The organism is Corallococcus exiguus (assembly GCF_009909105.1).
In the GTDB taxonomy this organism is placed as follows: domain Bacteria; phylum Myxococcota; class Myxococcia; order Myxococcales; family Myxococcaceae; genus Corallococcus; species Corallococcus exiguus.
Window position 1 is genome coordinate 36,673 of record NZ_JAAAPK010000015.1, and the last position, 20,747, is coordinate 57,419.

General features: G+C 70.2%; 18 protein-coding genes. 10 read left to right on the forward strand and 8 right to left on the reverse strand.

Annotation, left to right across the window (positions count from 1 at the left end):
• The first annotated feature begins 1 nt into the window (after nucleotide 1).
• Nucleotides 2–697, forward strand: coding sequence for a suppressor of fused domain protein (locus tag GTZ93_RS38255; protein ID WP_120579164.1), 696 nt, complete (start codon nucleotides 2–4; stop codon nucleotides 695–697).
• On the opposite strand, the gene GTZ93_RS38260 is transcribed toward GTZ93_RS38255, so the two are convergent.
• Nucleotides 663–2,708 carry a PAS domain-containing protein gene (locus tag GTZ93_RS38260; protein WP_257978990.1) on the reverse strand — a complete coding sequence of 682 codons (2,046 nt, stop codon included), beginning with the start codon at nucleotides 2,706–2,708 and terminating at the stop codon, nucleotides 663–665. The genes GTZ93_RS38255 and GTZ93_RS38260 overlap by 35 nt on opposite strands.
• 197 nt (nucleotides 2,709–2,905) lie before the next feature.
• Between GTZ93_RS38260 and GTZ93_RS38265 the strand changes: the two genes are divergently transcribed.
• Nucleotides 2,906–3,976, forward strand: coding sequence for a dipeptide epimerase (locus GTZ93_RS38265; RefSeq protein ID WP_139915826.1), 1,071 nt, complete (start codon nucleotides 2,906–2,908; stop codon nucleotides 3,974–3,976).
• A 4-nt stretch (nucleotides 3,977–3,980) separates the two neighbouring features.
• On the opposite strand, the gene GTZ93_RS38270 is transcribed toward GTZ93_RS38265, so the two are convergent.
• The gene (locus GTZ93_RS38270; RefSeq protein ID WP_139915825.1) at nucleotides 3,981–5,165 is read right to left on the reverse strand and encodes a S41 family peptidase; all 1,185 of its coding nucleotides are present in this window, start codon (nucleotides 5,163–5,165) and stop codon (nucleotides 3,981–3,983) included.
• A gap of 122 nt (nucleotides 5,166–5,287) precedes the next feature.
• Between GTZ93_RS38270 and GTZ93_RS38275 the strand changes: the two genes are divergently transcribed.
• Nucleotides 5,288–5,917 carry a response regulator transcription factor gene (locus GTZ93_RS38275; protein ID WP_139915824.1) on the forward strand — a complete coding sequence of 210 codons (630 nt, stop codon included), beginning with the start codon at nucleotides 5,288–5,290 and terminating at the stop codon, nucleotides 5,915–5,917.
• Between the two features lie 4 nt (nucleotides 5,918–5,921).
• Here the strand turns inward: GTZ93_RS38275 and GTZ93_RS38280 are convergent, their stop codons facing one another.
• The 5 genes from GTZ93_RS38280 to GTZ93_RS38300 form a co-directional block, all read right to left on the reverse strand.
• Nucleotides 5,922–7,208 carry a tetratricopeptide repeat protein gene (locus GTZ93_RS38280; protein ID WP_139915823.1) on the reverse strand — a complete coding sequence of 429 codons (1,287 nt, stop codon included), beginning with the start codon at nucleotides 7,206–7,208 and terminating at the stop codon, nucleotides 5,922–5,924.
• Nucleotides 7,209–7,279: 71 nt separating this feature from the next.
• Entirely contained in the window at nucleotides 7,280–8,554 is a 1,275-nt protein-coding gene (locus GTZ93_RS38285) for a tetratricopeptide repeat protein (RefSeq protein ID WP_139915822.1), read from the reverse strand.
• 11 nt (nucleotides 8,555–8,565) lie between these two features.
• Nucleotides 8,566–9,843 carry a hypothetical protein gene (locus GTZ93_RS38290; protein ID WP_139915821.1) on the reverse strand — a complete coding sequence of 426 codons (1,278 nt, stop codon included), beginning with the start codon at nucleotides 9,841–9,843 and terminating at the stop codon, nucleotides 8,566–8,568.
• Nucleotides 9,844–9,864: 21 nt separating this feature from the next.
• Nucleotides 9,865–10,290, reverse strand: coding sequence for a type II toxin-antitoxin system death-on-curing family toxin (locus GTZ93_RS38295; RefSeq protein WP_139915820.1), 426 nt, complete (start codon nucleotides 10,288–10,290; stop codon nucleotides 9,865–9,867).
• Complete coding sequence (locus GTZ93_RS38300) at nucleotides 10,287–10,592, reverse strand: hypothetical protein (RefSeq protein WP_139915819.1); 306 nt, start codon at nucleotides 10,590–10,592, stop codon at nucleotides 10,287–10,289. Before GTZ93_RS38300 ends, GTZ93_RS38295 begins: the two co-directional genes overlap by 4 nt.
• 137 nt (nucleotides 10,593–10,729) lie before the next feature.
• Between GTZ93_RS38300 and GTZ93_RS38305 the strand changes: the two genes are divergently transcribed.
• The 7 genes from GTZ93_RS38305 to GTZ93_RS38335 all read left to right on the forward strand — a co-directional run bounded on the left by GTZ93_RS38305 (nucleotide 10,730) and on the right by GTZ93_RS38335 (nucleotide 19,945).
• A complete protein-coding gene (locus tag GTZ93_RS38305) occupies nucleotides 10,730–12,274 on the forward strand; it encodes a MoxR family ATPase (RefSeq protein ID WP_120579157.1) in 1,545 nt (514 codons plus the stop codon).
• Nucleotides 12,271–13,098, forward strand: coding sequence for a hypothetical protein (locus GTZ93_RS38310; RefSeq protein WP_121755128.1), 828 nt, complete (start codon nucleotides 12,271–12,273; stop codon nucleotides 13,096–13,098). The genes GTZ93_RS38305 and GTZ93_RS38310 overlap by 4 nt, the downstream gene beginning before the upstream one ends.
• A complete protein-coding gene (locus GTZ93_RS38315) occupies nucleotides 13,095–14,798 on the forward strand; it encodes a M48 family metalloprotease (protein ID WP_139915818.1) in 1,704 nt (567 codons plus the stop codon). Before GTZ93_RS38310 ends, GTZ93_RS38315 begins: the two co-directional genes overlap by 4 nt.
• Nucleotides 14,795–15,361, forward strand: a complete 567-nt coding sequence (locus GTZ93_RS38320) for a hypothetical protein (protein WP_233597252.1) — start codon at nucleotides 14,795–14,797, stop codon at nucleotides 15,359–15,361. Before GTZ93_RS38315 ends, GTZ93_RS38320 begins: the two co-directional genes overlap by 4 nt.
• The gene (locus tag GTZ93_RS38325) at nucleotides 15,358–16,656 is read left to right on the forward strand and encodes an AMP-binding protein (RefSeq protein WP_139915817.1); all 1,299 of its coding nucleotides are present in this window, start codon (nucleotides 15,358–15,360) and stop codon (nucleotides 16,654–16,656) included. The genes GTZ93_RS38320 and GTZ93_RS38325 overlap by 4 nt, the downstream gene beginning before the upstream one ends.
• A gap of 87 nt (nucleotides 16,657–16,743) precedes the next feature.
• Nucleotides 16,744–17,754 (forward strand): aldo/keto reductase, encoded by a 1,011-nt coding sequence (locus GTZ93_RS38330; protein ID WP_139915816.1) that lies wholly within the window; start codon nucleotides 16,744–16,746, stop codon nucleotides 17,752–17,754.
• Nucleotides 17,755–17,788: 34 nt separating this feature from the next.
• Nucleotides 17,789–19,945, forward strand: coding sequence for a sensor histidine kinase (locus tag GTZ93_RS38335; RefSeq protein ID WP_161663308.1), 2,157 nt, complete (start codon nucleotides 17,789–17,791; stop codon nucleotides 19,943–19,945).
• Here the strand turns inward: GTZ93_RS38335 and GTZ93_RS38340 are convergent, their stop codons facing one another.
• Nucleotides 19,946–20,740, reverse strand: a complete 795-nt coding sequence (locus GTZ93_RS38340) for a radical SAM protein (protein ID WP_139917576.1) — start codon at nucleotides 20,738–20,740, stop codon at nucleotides 19,946–19,948.
• Nucleotides 20,741–20,747: the final 7 nt, after the last annotated feature.

Here is a 20,747-nt window from a genome sequence, read left to right on the forward strand (position 1 = left end):
CATGAAAGTCCCGGAGACAGAGGAAGACTTCATCCAGTGGTACGAAGACTGCTGGGCGGACCGCGACGAGGTGGAGTATCCGAAGCTGTTCGGAGCCATCCGAGAGGAGGTGGACCTCCTGGAGGGCACCGGCGTGCTGGAGGGGTGGCTGGAGAGCGAGCTGGCCCAGGGCACGGAGATGGATCCGAACTGGCTGCCCATGGGCGTGCGCGTGGCGCCTCCCAGTCCAGAGCACCCGTACTGGACCTACGTCACGAGCGGCCTGTCCAACCCCTTCACGGTGGCCCCCGGCGAGGACCTGGCGGACGACGCCCGCAGCGGCCTGGGCTACGAGATGGTCATCCACACGCCCGAGGAGGAGCGCTGGCCGGTGCTGCGCCTCCTGGACATGATGGCCTACAACCTCGTGTGCGCGCGGCTGTTCGCCATGGGCCACCGCTACCCGGTGGACGGCACTCTCACCGGCAGTGAGACGAAGCTCGCCGGCTTCGTGTTCGTGAAGGACGCCAACCGCCCCAGCCACTTCACCTTGCCCAGCGGCCAGGTGGAGCTGCTCACGCTGGTGGGCGTGACGAAGAACGAGATGGCCTTCGCGCGCTCCAACGGCATGGACAGCCTGCTGAAGCGGCTGGCCGACCCCGCGAACCCGAGCACCGCGTTCATCACGCGCCCGGAGCGCGACGAGGCGAAGCTGTAGCTCCCCCACCCTCGCCGCCGCCGCGCTGACCGGCGCGCGGCGGCGAGGACTCCACCAGCGAGTGCAGGAGGCCCGGCTCGAAGGGCTTCTCGATGCGCGGCAGCGGCACGGCCTGGAGGAAGGCGCGGGCGCGCTCCGTGAAGCTGCCGCCCGTCATGAACACGAAGCGCGACAGGAGCTCCGGCCGGCGCCGCGACAGCTCCGCGTGCACGTCCATGCCGGTGAGGTCCGCCATCATCAGGTCGCAGAAGACGCGGTCGAAGGCGTCGTCCTGCTCCAGCAGCGCCAGCGCCTCCCGGCCGCTGTGCGCCACCACCACGTCGTGCTGCCGGCCGAGGATGCGCCGGAGCACCGAGGTGAGCTGAGGCTCGTCGTCCACCACCAGCACGCGCTTGCGCGAGGGTCCGTCGTCCGCGCGCACCGCGGGGACGCCCGGGTGGACGATGGGCTCCGAGACGGGCAGCCGCACCTGGAAGGTGCTGCCCATGCCGGGGATGCTGGTGGCCGTCAGCTCACCGTGCATGCTGCGCACGAGCCCCAGGCAGATGGACAGCCCCAGGCCGCTGCCCTCCCCCACGGGCCGCGTGGTGAAGAACGGCTCGAAGGCGCGCTGGAGCACCTCCGGCGTCATGCCCAGGCCGGTGTCGGACACCTCCGCCAGCACCCACGCGCCCTCGCGGCGGGTGGTGAGCGTCACGCGGTGCCTTTCGAAGGCGCCGGCGGGGATGGCGTGCGCGGCGTTGATGAGCAGGTGGAGGAACACCTGCCCCAGGCGCGCCTCGTGCGCCAGCGCGGGCGGCACCTGGCCGAAGTGGCGCTCCACCTGGGCGCGGCTGCGCAGGTGGGTCATGGCCATGGAGATGCCGAACTCCAGCGACGCGTGCACGTCCACCGGCCCCAGGCGCAGCTCGTCCGCGCGGGCGAAGGTCTGCAGGTCGCGCACGATGACGCGGATCCGCTCCGCGCCCTCCTTCGCCTCGCGCAGCGCCTCCAGCGCCTCGCCCAACACGTCCTGGAGCCCCGGACGGCGGGCGAGCGGCGTGAGCTGCTCCACCGCGAACTGGAGGTTGCCGGCGACGTAGGACAGGGGGTTGTTGATTTCGTGGCCCACGCCCGCGGCCAGCTGGCCCGCCATGGCCAGCTTCTCCGACTGCACCAGCCGCTCGCGCGCGGCCATCAGCTCGTGCGTGCGGCGCTGGGCCAGGGCCTCCGCCTCCAGGCGGCCGGAGTGCTCGCGGGCGAGCAGCGCGTCGCGCTCCGCCTGCACGCGCTTCTTGTCGGTGATGTCGCGCGCGTAGGTGGAGATGTTGCGGCCGCTGGACCAGGCGTGCACCTCGTGCCAGCGGTCCCTGCCGGTGCGCAGCTCGAAGAGGCGGTAGCTCTCCTCGGCGGCCACCTCACGCATCGTGCGCTCGAACGGGGTGCCGCACAGCTCCGGGCACGACTCCCACAGCACGCGGCGGAAGAGCTCTTCCTGGGAGCGGCCAGTGAGCGCGGCCGCGTTGCGGTTCACGTAGGTGAGGCGCCAGTCCGTGTCCACGGTGAAGAAGGCGTCCGGCATGCTCTCCAGCACGTCGCGCACCCAGTCCAGCGTCTCGCGCAGCCCCTCCTCCACCCGCTGGGCGCTGGTGATGTCACGAAGGCGCAACAGCACCCCGTCCCGCAGCGGCACCGCCGTGCCCTGCAGCAGCACCTCCCCTTCGGTGAAGTGGTCCGCGTGCGGCCGGCCGGACTCCACCACCTGGCGCAATAGGTCCATGCGTCCGGCGATGCCGCCCTTCGAGGACACCTCGCCCAGGCGCCGGCCACGCAGGTACTCCGGCCCCCGGCCCAGCGCGCGCGCCGCGGCGGGGTTCGCCCAGAGCCACTCGAAGTCCTGGATGACTCCGCCCGGCGAGCGCACGGCGCGCAGCACCATGCACGCCTCCGGGTGTTCGCGCTCGGCCTCCTCCAACGCGGCCAGGAGCGCATCCGGGAGCGGGAGGGCCACGGTCGTATCGGTCGCGGACATCCGCCTCCTCGCGGCCCAGGCAGCGCCCAACCCCCGGGAAGCCCGCATGTCGCCACGAATCGCACTGCGGCTCAAGCCAGCCCCAGTCTTCGTATCTTTCTTAACCTTCTCGAATTACAGACACGTGAGAGTAAAAACCGGAAGGAATGGAAAGACTCCCCTCTGGACCGGAACGTCGGCCAGACTCATGCCTGCCCATGCGCCCTACCCTCATCACGCACGTCTCGTTCGAAGCCCTGCACCTGTCCCTGACGGAGCCGTTCGCCATCGCCACCGGCGCGCAGCTGGCGGCGGAGAATGTTCTTGTGCGCGTGACGCTCGCGGACGGCACCGTGGGGTTGGGCGAGGCGGCGCCCTTCACTGCGGTGAGCGGGGAGACGCAAGCCAGCACGCTCGCTTCGTTGGAGCCGGTGCGCGAGCTGCTCGTGGGCCGCGACGCCCAGGAGTGGCGGCCGGCGTCGGAGGCGCTGGGGGATGCGCTGACGCTGGCGCCGGCAGCGCGGTGTGGCGTGGAGATCGCGCTCCTGGACGCGCTCACGCGGCACCACCGCATCCCGATGTACGCCTTCTTCGGCGGGGCGGGGACGTCGCTGGACATCGACATGACGGTCACCGCCGGAGACGTGGCGCACGCGGTGGCGTCGACGCGGGCCATCCTGGGGCGCGGCATCGACACGGTGAAGGTGAAGGTCGGCGCGTTGGACCCGGACACGGACGCGGCGCGGCTCGTCGCCATCCACCAGGAGGCCCCGAAGGCGCGGCTCATCGCGGACGCCAACGGGGGCTACGACGTGGCGGAGGCGCTGGCGTTCCTCAAGGAGCTGGAGCGCGCGGAGGTGCCGCTGTCGCTGTTCGAGCAGCCGGTGGCCGACGTCGCGGGGCTCGCGGAGGTGACGCACCGCTCGAAGGTGTCGATATGCGCGGACGAGTCGGCGCGCTCGGTGAAGGACGTGCTGCGGCTCATCCGTGAGAACGCGTGCCACGGCATCAACATCAAGACGATGAAGTGCGGGATGGTGGATGCGGTGACGATGTGGAGCCTCGCCCGCGCGGCGGGGTTGGAGCTGATGGTGGGCGGCATGGTGGAGAGCGTGCTCGCGATGACCGCGTCCGCGCACCTGGCGGCGGGGCTGGGCGGCTTCAGCTACGCGGACCTGGACACGCCGCTCTTCATCGCGAACCACCCGTTCCAGGGCGGCGGTACGTACTCGGGCTCGCGGCTGACGTTGGACCCGAACGCGCTGGGGCACGGCGTCACGCTGCGCTGAGGCCTCAGCCCTTCACCAGGGAGGAGGCCACGTCCAGCGCCTTCTCCTTCTGCGGATCCGCGCCGGCCGCGTACGGCAGCGCGTCCGGGACCTCCACGTCCACCGGGACGCCCACGCCCTCCAGCCGCTCACCGTCCACCGTCACGTCCATCACGGCGAGGTAGAGCAGGTCCCCGTTGGACAGCTTCTGCGGTCCGCCGCCCAGCACCGCGCCCGCGGTGCGCTGGCCCACGAGCGTCGCCAGCCGGTGGCGCTTCATCGTGAAGGCCACCAGCTCCTTGCCGCTGCGTGAATTGCCGTTGACGAGCAGCACCACCGGCTTGCGCCAGGACGGCGCGAAGGGGCGTGTCTTGCCATCGCGGCCGGTGCTGACGAGCCGGGGGACCTGCGGGTTGAAGAGGTTGACGAAGGCGGGATTGCAGCCGCCCCAGCCATCGCGGAAGTCGACGACGAGCGCGTCCGCGTCCGCGAAGGTGTCCTGGAGCGCCTCCTCCAGGGCCTGCTGGTACTCCTCGCCCGTGCACGCGTAGACGTGCTGGTAGGCGACGCGGCGACCCTGGCGCTCCACGACCTGCCCGCTGGCCTTCTGGAACGCGAGCCACTCCTGGCGCGGGTTTACTCTGTGCGGCGTGACGGTGAGCGACAGGGGTTCAGCGCCCTTCGCACGCTCCACGGTGAGGCGCGTGGGCTTGCCCGCGCGGTTCGTGAAGGCGTGCCAGGGATGGAAGGGCTTGCCCTCCACGGTGACGAGCCGGTCTCCGCGCAGGAGGCCTGCCTTCGCGCCGGGGCCGTCCGTGAAGACGTGGCGGACGAAGAAGCCGTCCGGGGTCTCCACCACGTCCACGCCGATGCCGGTGGCCTCCACCTTCTTCTGCTTGAGGAAGGCCTGGAAGATGGCGGACACCTCCGCGTGGCCGGGGCTCTGCTTCGGGTAGTAGGCCGTGTGCGAGGCCTTCAGCGCCGCGAGCGCCGCGTTGGTGCGACGGGTGAAGTCCTCCACGTCCTTCGCGTCGGCGGCGTAGCCCTGGTGCGCGTCAGCCCAGGCGGTGCCCTTCGCCGCGTCGAGGAAGCGGGTGCGCACGAGGGTGACGATTTCGTCGCCCTGCTTCGCATAGGGGGCCGTCGCCGCCTGGACGCTGCCCGCGAGGAACAGCCCTACCACCCACCACCGCGCTGTCCGGACCGCCATGCGTGCCCCTCCCGGAAAGGACTTCACGATTCTTCACAGGGCCGTGGCCAGAGGGAAGGAAAGGCGTTCTGGCGCCGCGCGGCGTGGCGAACGCGGCGGGCGCGGTTAGGGATGAGGGGCTCATGTTGGATGCGCCCTCGTCATCGCCCAGGCTCGCGCTCGTGTCGGAGGACCCCCTGGCCCGGGGTGCGCTCGCACGGGCGCTGAGCGACCAGGCGGAGACCTGGACGGTGGTGGCGGCGGGCACGCAGGTGGAGCTGGAGGCGACACGGGGCGAGCCGCCTGACGTGGTGCTCTGGGACACGGGCCTGCGGCTGGAGGAAGGCGCGGCGCCGGACCTGGGCGCGCCCGTGCTGGCGCTGGTGGCGGACGAGGCGGCGGGGGAGCTGGCGCTGGGCGCGGGCGCGAGGGGCCTGCTGTTCCGCGACGTGGCCCCGGGGATGCTGGGCGCCGCGCTGCACGCGGTCGCGCGAGGCCTCACGGTGTTCGAGCCGGGCCTGTCCCAGGTGCGCGCCGCGCCCAGGAGCACGGCGCCGTCGGGAGCTCCGGGGCCGGACACCCTGACGCCGCGCGAGCGCGAGGTGCTGGGATTGTTGGCGGAGGGCCTGTCGAACAAGGCCATCGCGGACCGGCTGGACATCAGTGAGCACACCGCCAAGTTCCACGTGAACGCGGTGCTGGCCAAGCTGGGCGTGCAGCGCCGCACGGAGGCGGTGGTGCGCGCGGCGCGGATGGGGCTGGTGACGCTCTAATCGCTCAGCGCACGACGAAGGTCTCCATGAGGCGCACTTCATCGTCCAGGTGCGCTTCCAGCCACTCGCGATGGAACGAGGGAAGCGGCCACAAGTCGGGCCGTAAATTGGAGGACACCCTGCTCACCTCCAGGATTCGCTGGGCCGCTGCCGCCGCCAACGCGCGCCCGGCTTCGTCTCCCTTCCGCAGGGCGCCCTGCTCCATCAACTTGGAGCCCATCAGGACCTCAAAGCTGGTGTTCCCTTCCGCGATGCGCCCGCCCAGCTTCCACACCGCGACTCCCAGCCGGAGACGCTCTTCGGGCGTCAGCCCCTCCTTCGCCATCTCCAGTCGCAGCAGCAACTCCAGGGGAGCGCGCAGCAGCCGCGTCCCCATGGCCGCCCAGTAGAAACTCCAATCCGGATAGCGGACGCCCCGGGACTCCAGCCGCCACTGCGCCTCATCGCTCAGCCGAGCCATGTCGGTCTCCCGGTAGCGGGGAAGCTCCGCGATCCGCTCCAGCTCCGGCAGCTCCTCCCGCGTGAACGGTGTATTGCCGGAGGTCTCGCCCAGCAGCAACAACAACGGCAGGTCGGAATGCAGCGACTCCGCGGCCAGCGACGCCATCTCCGGCCGCAGCAGGTCCCGCCCCCGCTTGCGCGCCGCCACCACCGCATGCGGGCCGACGGCCCGGTGGAAGAACTCGAACGCGGCGAGCCTCATGACCGGATCCCTCAATCCGGAGACATGGTCCATCAACCACTGTTCCTGCTCTGCGGAGTGCCCTCCCGTCATCGCGGCGGTGAATCGGTCCTCCACGTCCTCGGTCCGCGCCCAGACGATGGCGACGGTGTCCTGCATCGGGTAGAGGAGCTCCATCCTGGCATTGTGATCAAGGTTGGGACGCCCTGCTTCGAACCACGCCCGTCGCATGGCATCGAGCCAGCGGCCCTGGGGCCTCAAGCGGCGCTGGTCGATGAGTGCCGCGAGCATGCGCGGCTCCGGGTCCTCAGGCGCCAGCTCACGCAGGTGCGCCGCCACCCGGGCCGCCGCGTCCAGCTTTCCCTCCTCCAGGAACAGACACGCCCGGAGGATCCACGCCGACCGGTACAGGGGAGCCTCTTCCAGCACCCTGTCGACTTCCGCGTGCGCCAGGTCCGTCTTCTTCGCGAAGGAATGGGTCACCGCCCGCTGGAGCCGCACGTCGACGGGCTCGCGCGGCGTGGCGGAGGATTTCGGTACGGACGCGCAGGCGCAGAGAAGCCCGCCCAGGAACAGCGACGCCAGGAATCGCCAGGGAGTCCGCTTCATCCCGTCATCCTAGCGGGTCTCCAGTCAGGCTCCGGCGGATGATTGCCCTGTGACGTCCATCGTTCAGGTGCTCAAGGCGTGACGAGGGCGCTCAGGCTCTTCCATTCATCGTCCAGGGAGGCCTGAAGCCAGGCGCGGTGAAGTGACGGCAACGGCCACGAGTCCACCTGGAGCGCGGAGGAGGCATGAGCCACGGCCCGGCCATGTTCGAGTTCTCGCTTCACCTCGGCGAGCTTCTCCACGTCCCCCATCCACTCCGCCCCCTGCTCCATCTGGCGAAGTCCCACCATGCGCTCCAACAGGGTGGAGCCCTCGGCGATGCGCGCCCCAAGAGTGAACACCGTCTGTCCCAGCCGGACCCGATCCTCCGCGGAGAGGCGATCCTTCGTCGCCTCGACTCGCCTCCATAGAATCAGCGCGGCATCCGTGACCATCGAAGCCACCGCCGCCTGGAGGAGACGAAGTGGGGGTGCTGTGACCGCCGCGAGCTCCAGACGCTGTTTCGCATCCGCGTACGCCTGGGCCAGCGAAGTGCGTCGGAAACGCGGGAGGGCCGCGATCCGCTCCAGCGCAGGGATGTCCTCCTGCGTGAGGGGGGCCTCCTTCGCGGACTCTCCCAGCAGCAGGAGCAGCGGTCCCTCGGATTCACTCATCCGCGAGGTGAGCGGTTCGAGCTTGCGCCGCAGCGTCTCTCGAGCCTGACGCCGCACGTCGGCGAGCGCGTCCTCTCCGGAACGAGGAAGGAAATACTCATAGGCGGTGAGCAGCAGCTCAGGGTCCTCCAATTCGGCAACGTGGGCCGCGAGCCACTGCTGCCGCGCGTCCGAAGCGCCATCCGCCAGCATCGCGGTGAAGCGGACCTCCGGAGACTGCGTTCGTTCCCACACCTGCTCGACGAAGGCAGTCGTGCCCGGGAGGGGCGCCGGGAACGGCTCTGCCTCCGTGAGGTCCGGTCGCCCCACGCGGTTCCACGCCTGGAGCAAGGCCTCACGCCAGCCTGGCGCGGGCGTCTGGCTGCGCTGTTCGACGAGGGCGGCGAGCACAGCGATCTCCGGCTGTCCGGGCGTCAGTGATTGAAGCCGGGCCACGGCCTGGGCTGCTTCCTCCAGTGCACCCTGTTCCAGCAGCACACAGGTCTGGACCTTCAGCGCGCCCGGATGCCCAGGGGCCTCCTCCAGCACCTTGGAAAGCTCCAGGCGGGCCCTTGCCAGGTCCCCCGACCCGACATGGGTCACGGCCTGCGAGACCTGTGCGTCGATGCGTCTCCGGAGCGCCTCGGGATTCGAGGCCGCGCCAGTGAAGAGCCGCCCCAGGGACAACAGGAATCGGTATCCACGCTGGAACATGCGCTCAGCCCTCAGGGCTCGACGAGGGTGCTCAAGAAGGCCCACTCGTTTTGAACCAGGGTCTTGACCCACTCGCGCTGGAGCGTGGGCAGGGGCCAGCTTCCAATCTGCACCTGCCGGGAGGATTGAATGACCGGACGAGTCAACTCAAAGGCCTCGGCCAACTGGGCACGCAGCATCTCGTTCCCCACCAGGACCGCGCCCTGCTCCATCATGCGCAATCCCACGCTGCGCTCCACCAACGTGTCTCCCGCCCGGATGCGTGCGCCCAACGTGAGCAACGCCTTCCCCAGCCGGTCCTGGTCCTCCGGGGCGAGCCGGTCCTTTGTCGCCGCGGCCCGTTGGGTGAGCACCGAGGCGGGGTCCAGGACCAGGCTCGCGATCGTCAGTTGGAAGGCCTTGTCGAATCGCGAGGAAGCGCCCGCGGCCTCCAGGCGCCGCTCCGCATCCGCATACATCTGGGACAGGGGGGCGTTGCGGTAGCGCTTCAAACTGGCGATCCGATCCAGCGCCACGACGTCTTCGTGGGTGAGCGGCGTCTCTTTCGACGCATCCGCCATCAACAGGAGCAGCGGGATGCGGGACTCGCTCGCCCCAGCACCGTGCGCCTCGAGCTTGAGTCGCACCGTCTTCCGCACTTGCCGCCGCAGGTCCTCGGACACTCCGTCGGCATAACTGAAATAATCGTGGGCGGAGAGCAGCAGCTCCAGGTCCTCCACCTCGGAGAGATGCTCCACCAGCCATCGCTGCTGGGCCTCCGAGGCCTTGTTGTCCGCCAGGACGGCGACGAGGCGCGGCTCCCCGGACCCGGTCCGCGCCCACACGGCGGAGACGGCATCCTTCGCGTCCATGGCGACCTCCGGATACCGGCGGCCGTCCTCGATGGAGGGGCGTCCCGCGATCTTCCACGCTTTGATCGACGCCTCGGCCCACCCGGCCTTGGGCGTCTGGCGCCGCTGCTCGACGAGCGCCGCGAGCATGATGGCGTCCGGTTTGTCGGGGCCCAGTTCGAGGAGGCGACTGGCGGTCCGGGCCGCTTCATCCTCGGCGCCCTGTTCCAACTGCAGACAGGTCTGGACCATCAGCGCCCCGGGATGCTCGGGCGCCTCCTTCAGGATGGCGGAGAGCTGCGTCTGGGCCTGGGGCAGCTGTCCCTCCCAGATCTGGTTCGCCGCCACATGGACCCGCTTGCGGAGGGCCTCCTGCTCCTCCGCTGAACGCCGGCAGGACACGCTGGTGAGAAGCAGGCCCAGGGCCAGCAGGGAACAACAGCCACGGAGGGATGCCATGCCCCACAGCCTATGCCGACCTCAAGAGCCAACGCGAAGCTCGCGCAGATGTTCGACGACCCAGAGGAACACCGGCTCGACGTCCTTGATGCGGTTGTCGGAGATGGCCATCACCAGCGCCTCCGCTTCATCCACCGTGGCGTCCACCTCCAGGCCCATGCATGCCAGGGCCTCACACATGGCGAGCCAGGAGATGCGCTTGTTCCCGTCCACGAAGACCTGCTTCGTCGCGATGTAGAAGAGCAGGTAGACGGCGAACAGCAGCCCCGGGACCGCTTCCGGCGGGGCGCCGTACTCCTCCGCGGTCCAGGCCGCTCCCAGGGTCGCGCCAGGGCCCAGCGCATCTCGGACCCCCACCCTCCCACCATGCGCGGCGATGCCCTTGGCCTGCAATTCCTGGAGCCGGGTCAGGCCGCAGAACCGGTCATACGGCTGCGCGTCGCTCATTGGGCCAGCCTCCGCAGCAGTTCACTCCACTTGCGCAGGGTGTGCGCGTCACGCTCCTCGGCGGGAGGAACTGGCACCTCCACGCTCTGCTCGCGGATCCAGACGAGTCGCGGGGTGGGCCCCATGACGACCATCGCGGAGACCTCTCGCAGGTGAGAGGCCTGATCCACCTGCTCCGCCGTGGCGGTCACCGTGAGCACCTTGCCCTCCCGGAGCGCGAGCTGGATCTCCGGCGCCTTCGACACGCCGGGATCGATTGCCTCGATGAGGCCGTGAACGACTTCCAGATGCGGCAACACCATGAGTCCCCCCCTTCAACGGCATCGGCTCGACCTCGAACGCGTAGCATGTCCCCTGGAGCCTGGTCACCCCCCAGGGAGGGAGCCTGCGTCTCCGAGCACCGCGGCGGCCAGCCGCGCTGCTACACTCCCGCTCCTCCATGGCCAACCAGGATTGGGTCTCGCGCCTGCTCACCGGGCGTGCGTCGGCGGACAAGGGCCTCAGCGTCCATCTCTCCGAGCGCGACGGCGGCAGCCTCCACGACAAGATGCGGCAGGCGTATTGGTGGATCACCAACAACGCCGTCATCTGCCCCTACTACGACATCGAGTTCGGCGGCACCGCCGCCCTCAAGAACACCGCCGGGGACGAGGTCCACCTGCCGGAGGACATGAGCTACAGCTCCTTCGTCCTCATCCCGCTGCTCACCCTCTTCACCTGCCGCCGCGCCCTGCTCGTGGGCGGCCCGGGCCGAGGCAAGACGACGTCCGCCATCCTCATGGCCCTGCTCTCCGGAATGGGCCGCGAGGACGTCCACCGGGGCATCCAGCGCGGCCACCCGCAGCTGTCCATCGCGGACCTGCTCGGCGCACCCCTGCCCTCCGACATGCTCAAGGCGGAGGACCTGTCCGCCGTGAAGGTCAGCTGGCGCAAGTGGATTGGCCAGCGCGTGAAGATCATCGACGAGTACAACCGCATCCCCACGAAGACCCAGTCCGCCCTGCTGTCGCTGCTGGGCGAGGGCTACGCGGAGATGATGGACCAGTACGTCTACACCGGCCGCTCGTCCTGGTTCCTCACCGCCAACGACGACCAGGGCGGCGGCACCTTCCAGGTCATCGAAGCGCTCAAGGACCGCCTGGACGTCGTCGTGCGCGCCGTGCCCTTCAACTCCGGCTTCGTGGACACGCTGCTCCAGCGCATCGAGTCCGACAAGTCCCCGGAGGAGATGCTCCCCAAGGACATCGTCTTCACGCCCGGCGAGCTGGAGAATGCCTACAACTCCATCCTCGCCGTGGAGGTCCCCAAGGGCGTGCTGGAGCGCGTGGCCTTCTTCCTGGGCCAGCTGGACTTCTGCCGCATGGCGTCCCCGCGCTTCGAGTTCAAGCACAAGGACACGCTGAAGCTCGCCGGACAGACCGTGTCCGCCGTGTGCAACGAGCAGTGCCCCTTGGACAAGAAGGTGCACCTCTGCACGCAGACGGAGAACGGCACCAGCGTGCGCGCGTACCAGACCATCCTCCACTTCGCGAAGGCGCTCGCGTTCTTCCGGGGCCACCGCGTGACGGAGCTGGAGGACTTCCGGCAGATCATCCCCTGGGTGCTGCACGAGAAGCTCACCCCCAACGCGCGCAGCCCCTTCTTCGAGGCGAAGGGCAACAAGCTGCTGCTCCAGGACCGCGTGGCGTGGATCCGCAACATGTTCGACATGGCCATGGCCCGCTACGGCACGCACGCGCCCGTGCGCCAGAAGGTCGTCGCCCTGCGCGCGGAGCTGGACCTGGGCCTGTCCGGCGTGGACCTGCGCACCACGGAGAAGCGCCTGTCCGCAGTCACCGTGCTGATGAACGACCTGATGACCCGCCAGGAGTTGTCCGGTCCGGTGTACGAGGACCTCATCCACTTGAAATCCCTCTACAGCCGCTACCGCAACTACGCGACGTGGCTGAAGGAGAACCCGGGCGGTCAGGGGAAACAGCCATGAGCGAGTTCGTCGACAACCTGGAGAAGGAAGCCCGCGGCCGGTTCGTGCGCTGGGACCCAGCGCTGTGGAGCGCGTTCCTCAACGGCCCGGTGGTCCGTCTGGGCCGGGCGCTCAAGGACGGCGACGCCGCGTCTGGAGAGGAGCTCCTGCGCGATTACATGCGCCTGGGCGCGGAGGGCATCGGGCTGGGCTACATGTATCCGGGGTCCGCCGGGCGGGAGAACTTCTTCACGCTCGCGTGGCGGGAACTGCTGCCTCGCCTGTTGCCGGACCTACGACAGGAGGAGCAGGCCCCGGCGCTCGCGCGCGTGTGGAACCTCAGCGAGAACCTGGAGTCCGCGCCGCCCTGGGTGCAGCGGCTGTTCTGCCGCCTGGGCTCGAACCTGTCCTCGCTGGAGGACCTGGAGGGCCACCTGCACACCATCGCCAACGAGGCGATGGAGCCGCCGACCCAGGCGCTGGGCGACACGTCCACCGCGCAGTGGGTGGACCTGTCCCAGGAGGACTCGCGCTTCATGCCCGGGGAGATGCACTTCCTGGCGCCCGCCGTCGTCTGCGTGCACGACCGTCACCGCGCCACCGCCGCCGGCGGACGCGACGCCGCCACGCAAGGTGTGTGGCTGGTGAAGAAGCCCATGCTGCTGGGGCCCATGGGCTGCAACGAGCGGCTGGAGCCCGCGACGGGCAAGCCCTCCAAGGCGCTCACCTCGCTGGCGCAGCGCGACCCTCGCGCGGGGGATTGGTACAGCACCCAGCACAACGAATGGCGCGCGGTGGCCACGATGCACACGTCCCAGTGGCTGGCGGTCATCCTGCCGGCATGAGCGCGGGCGCGGCCTTCCCCCCGGAGGAGGTGGAGCGGTGCTGGCGCGACGCGCTGGCGCTGTGGGACGTGCACGTGCAGTTGAGCCCGCCCGAACCGCACCAGCCCTTCCACCCCGGCGAGGCCACGCCGAACGAACCGCTCGCGTACATCGACCTGGTGCGCCGGCAGGTGTTCGTCCACTTCGAGCTGCTGGCCCGCATGGGCGCGCGCGACAGCCTCACCGCCGTGCTGGCCCATGAAATCGGCCACCACGTGCGCTTCCCGCACACGCTGGGATGGGACGCGGAGCTGCGCGTGCTGGAGCAGCGCCTCATCCCGGGCCTGGGCCAGTCGCTCACCAACCTGTTCTTCGACCTCCAGGTGAACGAGTTCGTGGGGCGCACCCACGCGGAAGCGCTGTGCCAGGTGTACCGGGGCTTCCTGCGCACTCCCGACGGGCGCAAGAAGAACAAGAAGAAGAAGGAGGACGGCGACACGGGCGGGCCGTCCCCGCTGTTCTGCTTCTACCTGGCCATCTACGAGGAACTGTGGCGCAGGGAGCCCGGACACCTGGTGCCCGAGGCCCTGCTGCCGAAGCTGGAGGAGGCCTACCCGGGCTTCCGCGCGCAGGCGCGCATGTTCGTGCAGACGTTCTACGCGCTGCCCGACCCGCGCCTGCAATTCCTCTACTTCTGCGCCGCGTTCATCCGCTTCATCGACCTGCCCTCGGAGGTGGGCTTCTGCATCCCGCTGGCCGGCGACCTCGGCACTCCGGACGAAGGCGACCTGGACGCGGCGGTGCAGTCCGGAGGCCGGTGGGAGGACGCGCTGAACGAGGCCCGCGCGAACGGCTGGCTGGACGACTCTCACGATACGAAGGAGTCGGATCCGCTGGAGACCATCCGCCGCGCGACCGCGCACCTGCCCGGCAATGACGGCGGCAGGCTGCGGCGCGCGCTGGTGGCCCGGTACTACCGGCGGCTCGTGGACCAGTACATCCTCAAGCTCCCCGCTTCGCCCTCGAAGCCGGAGCCCTACCTGCGCACGATTCCAGAGGCGTGGGAGTACGGCGACGACCCGACCACCATCGACTGGACGCTCACGGTGATTTCGCAGGGGCATCTGGCCGCCGTGGCCCCGCTGCGCCGCGAGCTGGAGGCGGACCTGCCGCCGCCGTCGGACCTGGGCGTGCCCGCGCTGGAAATCTACCTGGACACCAGCGGCTCCATGCCCAACCCGCAGCAGGACCTCAACGCGATGACGCTGGCCGCACAGGTGCTGTCGGCCTCCGCGCTGCGCAAGGGCGCCACGGTGCGCGGCATCATCTACTCGGCGGACAACCCCATCGTGTCCCCGTGGATGTACGACGAGGAGACAGCGCGCGACTTCTTCTTCCACTACATCGGTGGAGGGACGTGGTTCCCCGTGGAGGTGATGGACGAGCTGTCCGTGGAGCGGCCGGATGCGCTGCGCGTCGTCATCTCCGACAGCGACTTCCTGTACAACATGCGGCAGGAGAACGCGCTGCCGCGGTTTGCCCGCGCGATGAACCGGTCGCGCCGGGTGGTGGCCTTCCTCGCGCTGCCGGACGACGCCCCCGCGCGGCAGGTGATGGCGCCGGTGATGGGGAGCCCACGCTTCCGGCTGGCGACCGTGCAATGGATGTCTGACTTTGGCCGTGCCGCGGCGGCGCTGGCCGATGCCCTGTTGGAGAAATGATGGCGGTCTCGATTCCCCTCATCCGTGAGCAACTGGCGGCCACGCCCATCGTGTCGCCGTATCCGCATGACCTGGCGGTGGCCATCGTCTGCGACACCTTCCGCATGGCGAGCCAGCGTCCTCCGTCGCAGGCCGAGTGGGCGAAGCTGGAGCAGCGCGTGAAGAACCCGCTGTTCCAGGAGCAGGTGGGCATGCTCGCGCACGTGCTGGTGTCGTCCGACCTGCGCAAGAAGACGGTGCTCTACCTCACCGCGGACCGCACCCCGCAGGCGCGCCTCCAGCAGTTCTTCGAGGAGGTGCATCCCCTCACCGCGGAGATGATCCGCTCCAACGCCTTCCGCCAGGAGGAGTTCCTGCGCAAGTGGCTGGCGGCCCTGGGCGCGGACATCGAAGGCGAGACGGAGGCAGAGTCGAAGCGCCACCTCAAGGAACTGGACTACCGGCAGGCCGTGACGGACCTGCGCAAGGTGGAGGAGGCGCGCAAGAAGGAGGCGGACCGGCGCCAGGAGATGCTCCAGGAGGCCCAGCGCAAGGAAGCCGAGGCCCGGGGCTGGCGCGAGTGACGCTCGGGGTCGCGCCCAGGGCCCGCATCCGCCGCGACAGCCACACGCAGCGCCCGCACCTGCCGTGGGCGCTGGACGTGGCGGCGGGCCTGGCGCGCGGCACGGCCACGGTGGACGAAGCCGCCGCCCGCGCGGAGCTGGAAGCGCGCCTGCCGGCCTTCCGTGAAGCGCTCCTGGGTTCGCCCTACTACGTGCGCGTGCTGCGCGAGTCGGGCCTGCACCCGGGCGACCTGCGGCGTCTGGAGGACCTGCGGCACTTCCCCGCGCTGGACCGCGCCACGCTCGCGCGCCACTGGGAGGACGTCCCCACGCTGCCCGCCGCGTCCGACGAGTGCGTGGTGGTGAAGAGCTCCGGCACCACTGGCGACCCGGTGAACGTGCTGCGCGACCGGCGCGACTGCCTGCTCATGTGGGCCGTGCTGCGCTTCTTCACCGAGCGCACCAACACCGTGCCCCCGCAGCGTCCTCGCGTGGTGCTGCTGGATGCGCTGCCGGGCGGGCTGGAGTACTCGGTGCGCCTGCCGCTGTTCCACGACGGCGCCCTGCACCGCGTCTCCGTGCTGCGCGATGACGCGGGGGCGCGCCTGCGACGGGTGAAGGCCTCCGTCGTCTTCTCCGACCCGGAGGGGTTGCGCTGGCTGCTGGCCCATCCGGAGGTGCCGTCTCCCCAGCTGGTGCTCACCTCCGCGCAGCACCTGCCGCACGCGCTGCGCGACGCGTGGAAGCAGGAGCGCGGCGTGCCGATCCTCAACTACTACGCCGCCACGGAGACGGGGCCGCTCGCGTGGGAGTGCCTGGAGGACGCGAACCGGGGACGCTTCCACGTGCTCACGCCGGACGTCTGGCTGGAGCCGGACGGGGACGAGGTGGTGGTGACGCGGCTGCGCCCCAGCGTGCTGCCGCTGTTGCGCTACCGGCCCGGGGACACCGGCTCCGTGCGGCGCGACGCCTGCGCCTGCGGCTTCCACGGCTGGACGCTGACGGGCTTTGGCGGACGCGGAGCCTGCGCATTCCACACGCCTTCCGGCCGCGCGGTGGACGCCTGGTCGCTGGCGTGGGTGTTCAAGCACCACCCGCTGCGCGCGTTCCGGCTGACGCAGGTGACCCGGGAGCGCTTCACGCTGGAGCTTTCAGGCGCGCCCGCGGACAGCGTGGCGGCGTTGTGCGAGCGGCTCACCGCGGCGCTACGCAACCTGGGCTGGACGATGCCGGTGGTGGAGGCGCTGGGGGCGGAAGGGCTGGCACCGGCCGCCAAGCCGCTCCCCTTCCGTTGTGAGCTGACGCTTCCGGAGTAAGCCAGGCCTTCGCCTGGTCGTTTGCCCTGGATTCCCACGCCTCGCGTGAAGATTCTCCCAGGGAGGGTGCACCCGCACGGAGGACACATGGAGACTCGGAAGCTGGGCAGGCAGGGCCTCACCGTTTCCGCGCTGGGCCTGGGCTGCATGGGCATGTCGGAGTTCTACGCGGGCCGTGACGACGCGGAGTCGGAGGCCACGCTGCTCCATGCGCTGGACCGGGGCATCACCTTCTTCGACACGGCGGACGCCTACGGACCCGGCCGCAACGAGGAGCTGGTGGGCCGCGTGCTCGGCCCCCACCGCCAGAAAATCATCCTGGCCACGAAGTTCGGCCTGGTGCGTGACCCCGCGAATCCCCAGTCGCGCGGCGTCAACGGCCGGCCGGACTACGTGAAGCAGGCGTGCGACGCGAGCCTGAAGCGCCTGGGAATGGATGTCATCGACCTCTACTACCTGCACCGCGTGGACCCGAAGACGCCCATCGAGGACACCGTGGGCGCGATGGCTGAGCTGGTGAAGGCCGGCAAGGTGCGCTTCCTGGGGCTGTCGGAGGTGAACTCGGAGACGCTGCGCCGCGCGTGCGCCGTGCATCCCATCACCGCGCTCCAGTCGGAGTACTCGCTGTGGAGCCGGGATCCGGAGGACGGTGTCCTCCAGACATGCCGCGAGCTGGGCGTGGGCTTCCTCCCCTACAGCCCGCTGGGTCGCGGCTTCCTCACCGGCCAGTTCAAGCGCTTCGAGGACCTGCCGGAAGATGACTACCGCCGCCACTCGCCGCGCTTCCAGGGAGAGAACTTCCAGCGCAACCTCAAGCTGGTGGAGCACATCGACCGGCTCGCGAGCCAGAAGCAGTGCACGCCCGCGCAGCTCGCGCTCGCCTGGGTGCTGTCGCGCGGCGAGGACGTGGTCCCCATCCCCGGCACCAAGCGCCGCAAGTACCTGGACGACAACCTGGGCGCCCTGGACGTGAAGCTCACGCAGGAGGACCTGGCGGCCATCGAGTCCATCGCCCCGCCGGGCGTGGCCGCGGGCGAGCGCTACCCCACCGCCATGCAGGGGTTCCTCCAGACCGACGCACGGAAGGAGGCACGCTGACGGTGGGCCCCAGGCCCGTCCGCCCCGCGCATCCATGACCGCGCCCGCTCCGTCCGCCCCGCCGCATCCGCCGGTGCCCCCCTCCTCTCCGTCTCCGCGCGCGCCGGATTCGTTCCAGAAGGAAGAGGGCTCCGCGCTGCTGAGCTACGGGCTGGCGATGGCGAGCGTCGTGGTGGCGTTCCTCGCCCAGCGGCTGCTGTGGCCCTACATGTCCAGCGCCCCGTTCCTGGCCTTCTTCGCCGCCGTCGCGTTCGCGGGCTGGCGGGGAGGCTGGGGGCCGGGGCTGGTGGCGACGGCGCTCTCGCTGGTGACGGTGGACTACTTCTTCCTGTCACCGCTGGGGGACTGGGTCACCCACCCCGGCAACCTCATCGCGCTGGCCTTCTTCCTGGCGCTCTCACTGTTCGTGACGCTGCTCAACGTGCGCCTGCGCCGCGCCAACGCGGAGCGCGCGGACCTGCTGGAGCGAGAGCGCGCCTCCCGTGCCGCCGCCGAGTACGAACGCGCGCGCCTGCACGAGCTGTTCATGCGCGCGCCCGCGCACCTGGTCATCTTCCGCGGGCCCCAACACGTCTTCGAGCTGTCCAACCCCCTCAACTCCGCGATGCTGGGCAACCCGCCACGGCTGTTGGGCCTGCCCGCGCGCGAGGTGGGGCCCCCGGAGGAAGCCGAGCGCGTGGCCCGGATCCTCGACCACGTCTACGCGACGGGTGAAGCCTTCGAGGGCCGGGAGGTGTCCCTCAAGCTGCCACAGCCGGATGGCACCCTCCGGGAGTTCATCTTCGACGTCACGTACACGCCCACGCACGACACGCACGGGCAGGTGGACGGCATCGCGGGCTTCGGCTTCGACGTGACGGACGTGGTGCGCGCCCGCTCCCGGGCGGAGCGGCTGGCGCGCGAGCTGTCACACAACGAGGAGCACCTGCGGCTGCTGGCGGGGGCCAGCTCCTTCCTGGCCACGTCGCTGGACTACAAGGCCACGCTGCGCAACGTGGTGCGCCTGGCGGTCCCCACACTGGCGGACTGGTGCCTCATCGACAGCGCGCTGGAGGACGGCACCTTCCAGCGCATGGAGGTGGAGCACGCGGCCACGGAGCCGGAGTCGCTCGCGGAGCCGCTGCGGTCGCGCACGACGTACGTGTCGGGCCTCCCCAAGCTGGCCGGCACCGAGCCGCGTCATCACGGGCAGCCCTTCTTCATCGAGAACTTCACCGACGACCTCCTCCCGCAGATCACGAGTGATCCGGAGCGCATCGCGCTGCTCCAGGAGCTGCGCGTCCGCTCGCTGGTGGTGGTGCCGCTGGTGGCCGGGGAGCGCTCACTGGGGTTGCTCAGCTTCGTCACCACGCACCGCTCCGGCCGGAGCTATACGGCCGCGGACCTGCCCTTCCTCCAGGAGCTGGCCAACCGCGCCGCGCTCTCCATGGAGAACGCGAGGCTGTACCGCGAGGCGCGCGAGGCGGTGCGCCTGCGCGACGAGTTCCTGTCCATCGCGAGCCACGAGCTGAAGACACCGCTCACGCCGCTCAACCTCAAGCTCCAGGCGCTGCGCCGCGAAATGGAGCGCCACCCGGGTCCGGTGTCGCGCGAGCTGGTGGAGCGCTACCTGGACGTGGGCTCGCGGCAGATGAAGAAGCTGGCGGAGCTGGTGAACGACCTGTTGGACGTGTCGCGCATCGCGGCAGGACGGCTGACGCTGGAGTGCATGCCCATGGACCTGGCGGAGCTGGTGCGCGACGTGGTGGCCGCCTACGAGGGTCCCGCCGCGCGCTCCGGCTCCGTGCTCCAGCTGGAGTCCGTGGACACCGTGACGATGGGGATGTGGGACCGGCCGCGCCTGGAGCAGGTGGTGGTGAACCTGGTGGACAACGCCATCAAGTACGGCCAGGGGCGCCCCATCCAGGTCCGCCTGGAGACGCGCGACGGCAAGGCGGCGCTGACGGTGCGGGACCAGGGCATCGGCATCTCGGAGGAGTCCCTGCCGCGCCTCTTCGGCCGCTTCGAGCGAGCGGTGAGCGACCGGCACTACGGCGGCCTGGGCCTGGGCCTCTACATCACCCGCACGCTGGTGGAGGCCATGGGCGGCACGGTGCGAGTGGAGAGCCGCCTGGGTCAGGGCTCCGTCTTCACGGTGGAGCTGCCCCTGCTGCCCGCATTGTCGCCGGACGCGGGAGCGCCGGCGCCCTGATCAGGAAGCGGCGCGAGCACGCGGCAGCTGCGCGTGGGGTTCCCAAGGGCCGCTGGAGCCCAGGCAGTGGCGGCAGGTGGTGAGCGGCGTGTCCCGCTCCAGGTACGCCAGCAGGCGCGTGAGCAGGTCCGGGTCATCGAGCGGAACGCCATCGTGTTCGACGAGCGCGGGCAGGTGCGGATGCTCCGCGGCGAAGACGGTGGCGACGTGGGGCGGCCGGGTGCAGGTGAAGAAGCGGCCCTGGTGGACCAGGTGGCAGCGCTGCTTGAGCCAGCACGTGTCGAAGACGTCCCGCACCTCCGCGTCGGACGTGAGCGGCGCGTCCGGGGTGATGCGCTGGAAGCGGTCGATGGCCTTCACCGAGAGGTGGACGCCGTGCCGGTCGCAGCGCTCGGTGATTCGGGCGATGGAGCGTTCGGGCAGGGGCGCGGACGTGTAGAACGACAGCGTCATCCGGTCGAGCCGTTCGTACACGGCGTCGGGAGCGCTCTGCGCGAGGAAGCCGTTGGTGGTGACGGACACCTGTTCGGTGAGCCCGGAGGCGCGCACCACGTCCAGCACGGCGGGCAGGTCCGGATGGAGGAAGGGCTCACCGCCGGTGAGCTTGAAGACGTTGGGCTTGAGCACGCGCGCGAGGCGGCGCAGGTCCTCGGCCAGCGCCTGCGGGGACACGGCCCACGCGGGCAGGTGCGGCGACAGCGGGCAGCACTGAGCGCAACGCAGGTTGCAGTGCGTGGTGACGTGCGTCTCCAGGGACCAGGTGAGGACGCGGCTGTCGTGAAGCTCGTAGCGCACGGGGCGG

Bases quoted from the DNA above. Each gene is read 5' to 3' on its own strand.
- GTZ93_RS38255 (WP_120579164.1), top strand. From the start codon at position 2: ATGAAAGTCCCGGAGACAGAGGAAGACTTCATCCAGTGGTACGAAGAC.
- GTZ93_RS38260 (WP_257978990.1), bottom strand. From the start codon at position 2,708: ATGTCCGCGACCGATACGACCGTGGCCCTCCCGCTCCCGGATGCGCTC.
- GTZ93_RS38265 (WP_139915826.1), top strand. From the start codon at position 2,906: ATGCGCCCTACCCTCATCACGCACGTCTCGTTCGAAGCCCTGCACCTG.
- GTZ93_RS38270 (WP_139915825.1), bottom strand. From the start codon at position 5,165: ATGGCGGTCCGGACAGCGCGGTGGTGGGTGGTAGGGCTGTTCCTCGCG.
- GTZ93_RS38275 (WP_139915824.1), top strand. From the start codon at position 5,288: ATGTTGGATGCGCCCTCGTCATCGCCCAGGCTCGCGCTCGTGTCGGAG.
- GTZ93_RS38280 (WP_139915823.1), bottom strand. From the start codon at position 7,208: ATGAAGCGGACTCCCTGGCGATTCCTGGCGTCGCTGTTCCTGGGCGGG.
- GTZ93_RS38285 (WP_139915822.1), bottom strand. From the start codon at position 8,554: ATGTTCCAGCGTGGATACCGATTCCTGTTGTCCCTGGGGCGGCTCTTC.
- GTZ93_RS38290 (WP_139915821.1), bottom strand. From the start codon at position 9,843: ATGGCATCCCTCCGTGGCTGTTGTTCCCTGCTGGCCCTGGGCCTGCTT.
- GTZ93_RS38295 (WP_139915820.1), bottom strand. From the start codon at position 10,290: ATGAGCGACGCGCAGCCGTATGACCGGTTCTGCGGCCTGACCCGGCTC.
- GTZ93_RS38300 (WP_139915819.1), bottom strand. From the start codon at position 10,592: ATGGTGTTGCCGCATCTGGAAGTCGTTCACGGCCTCATCGAGGCAATC.
- GTZ93_RS38305 (WP_120579157.1), top strand. From the start codon at position 10,730: ATGGCCAACCAGGATTGGGTCTCGCGCCTGCTCACCGGGCGTGCGTCG.
- GTZ93_RS38310 (WP_121755128.1), top strand. From the start codon at position 12,271: ATGAGCGAGTTCGTCGACAACCTGGAGAAGGAAGCCCGCGGCCGGTTC.
- GTZ93_RS38315 (WP_139915818.1), top strand. From the start codon at position 13,095: ATGAGCGCGGGCGCGGCCTTCCCCCCGGAGGAGGTGGAGCGGTGCTGG.
- GTZ93_RS38320 (WP_233597252.1), top strand. From the start codon at position 14,795: ATGATGGCGGTCTCGATTCCCCTCATCCGTGAGCAACTGGCGGCCACG.
- GTZ93_RS38330 (WP_139915816.1), top strand. From the start codon at position 16,744: ATGGAGACTCGGAAGCTGGGCAGGCAGGGCCTCACCGTTTCCGCGCTG.
- GTZ93_RS38335 (WP_161663308.1), top strand. From the start codon at position 17,789: ATGACCGCGCCCGCTCCGTCCGCCCCGCCGCATCCGCCGGTGCCCCCC.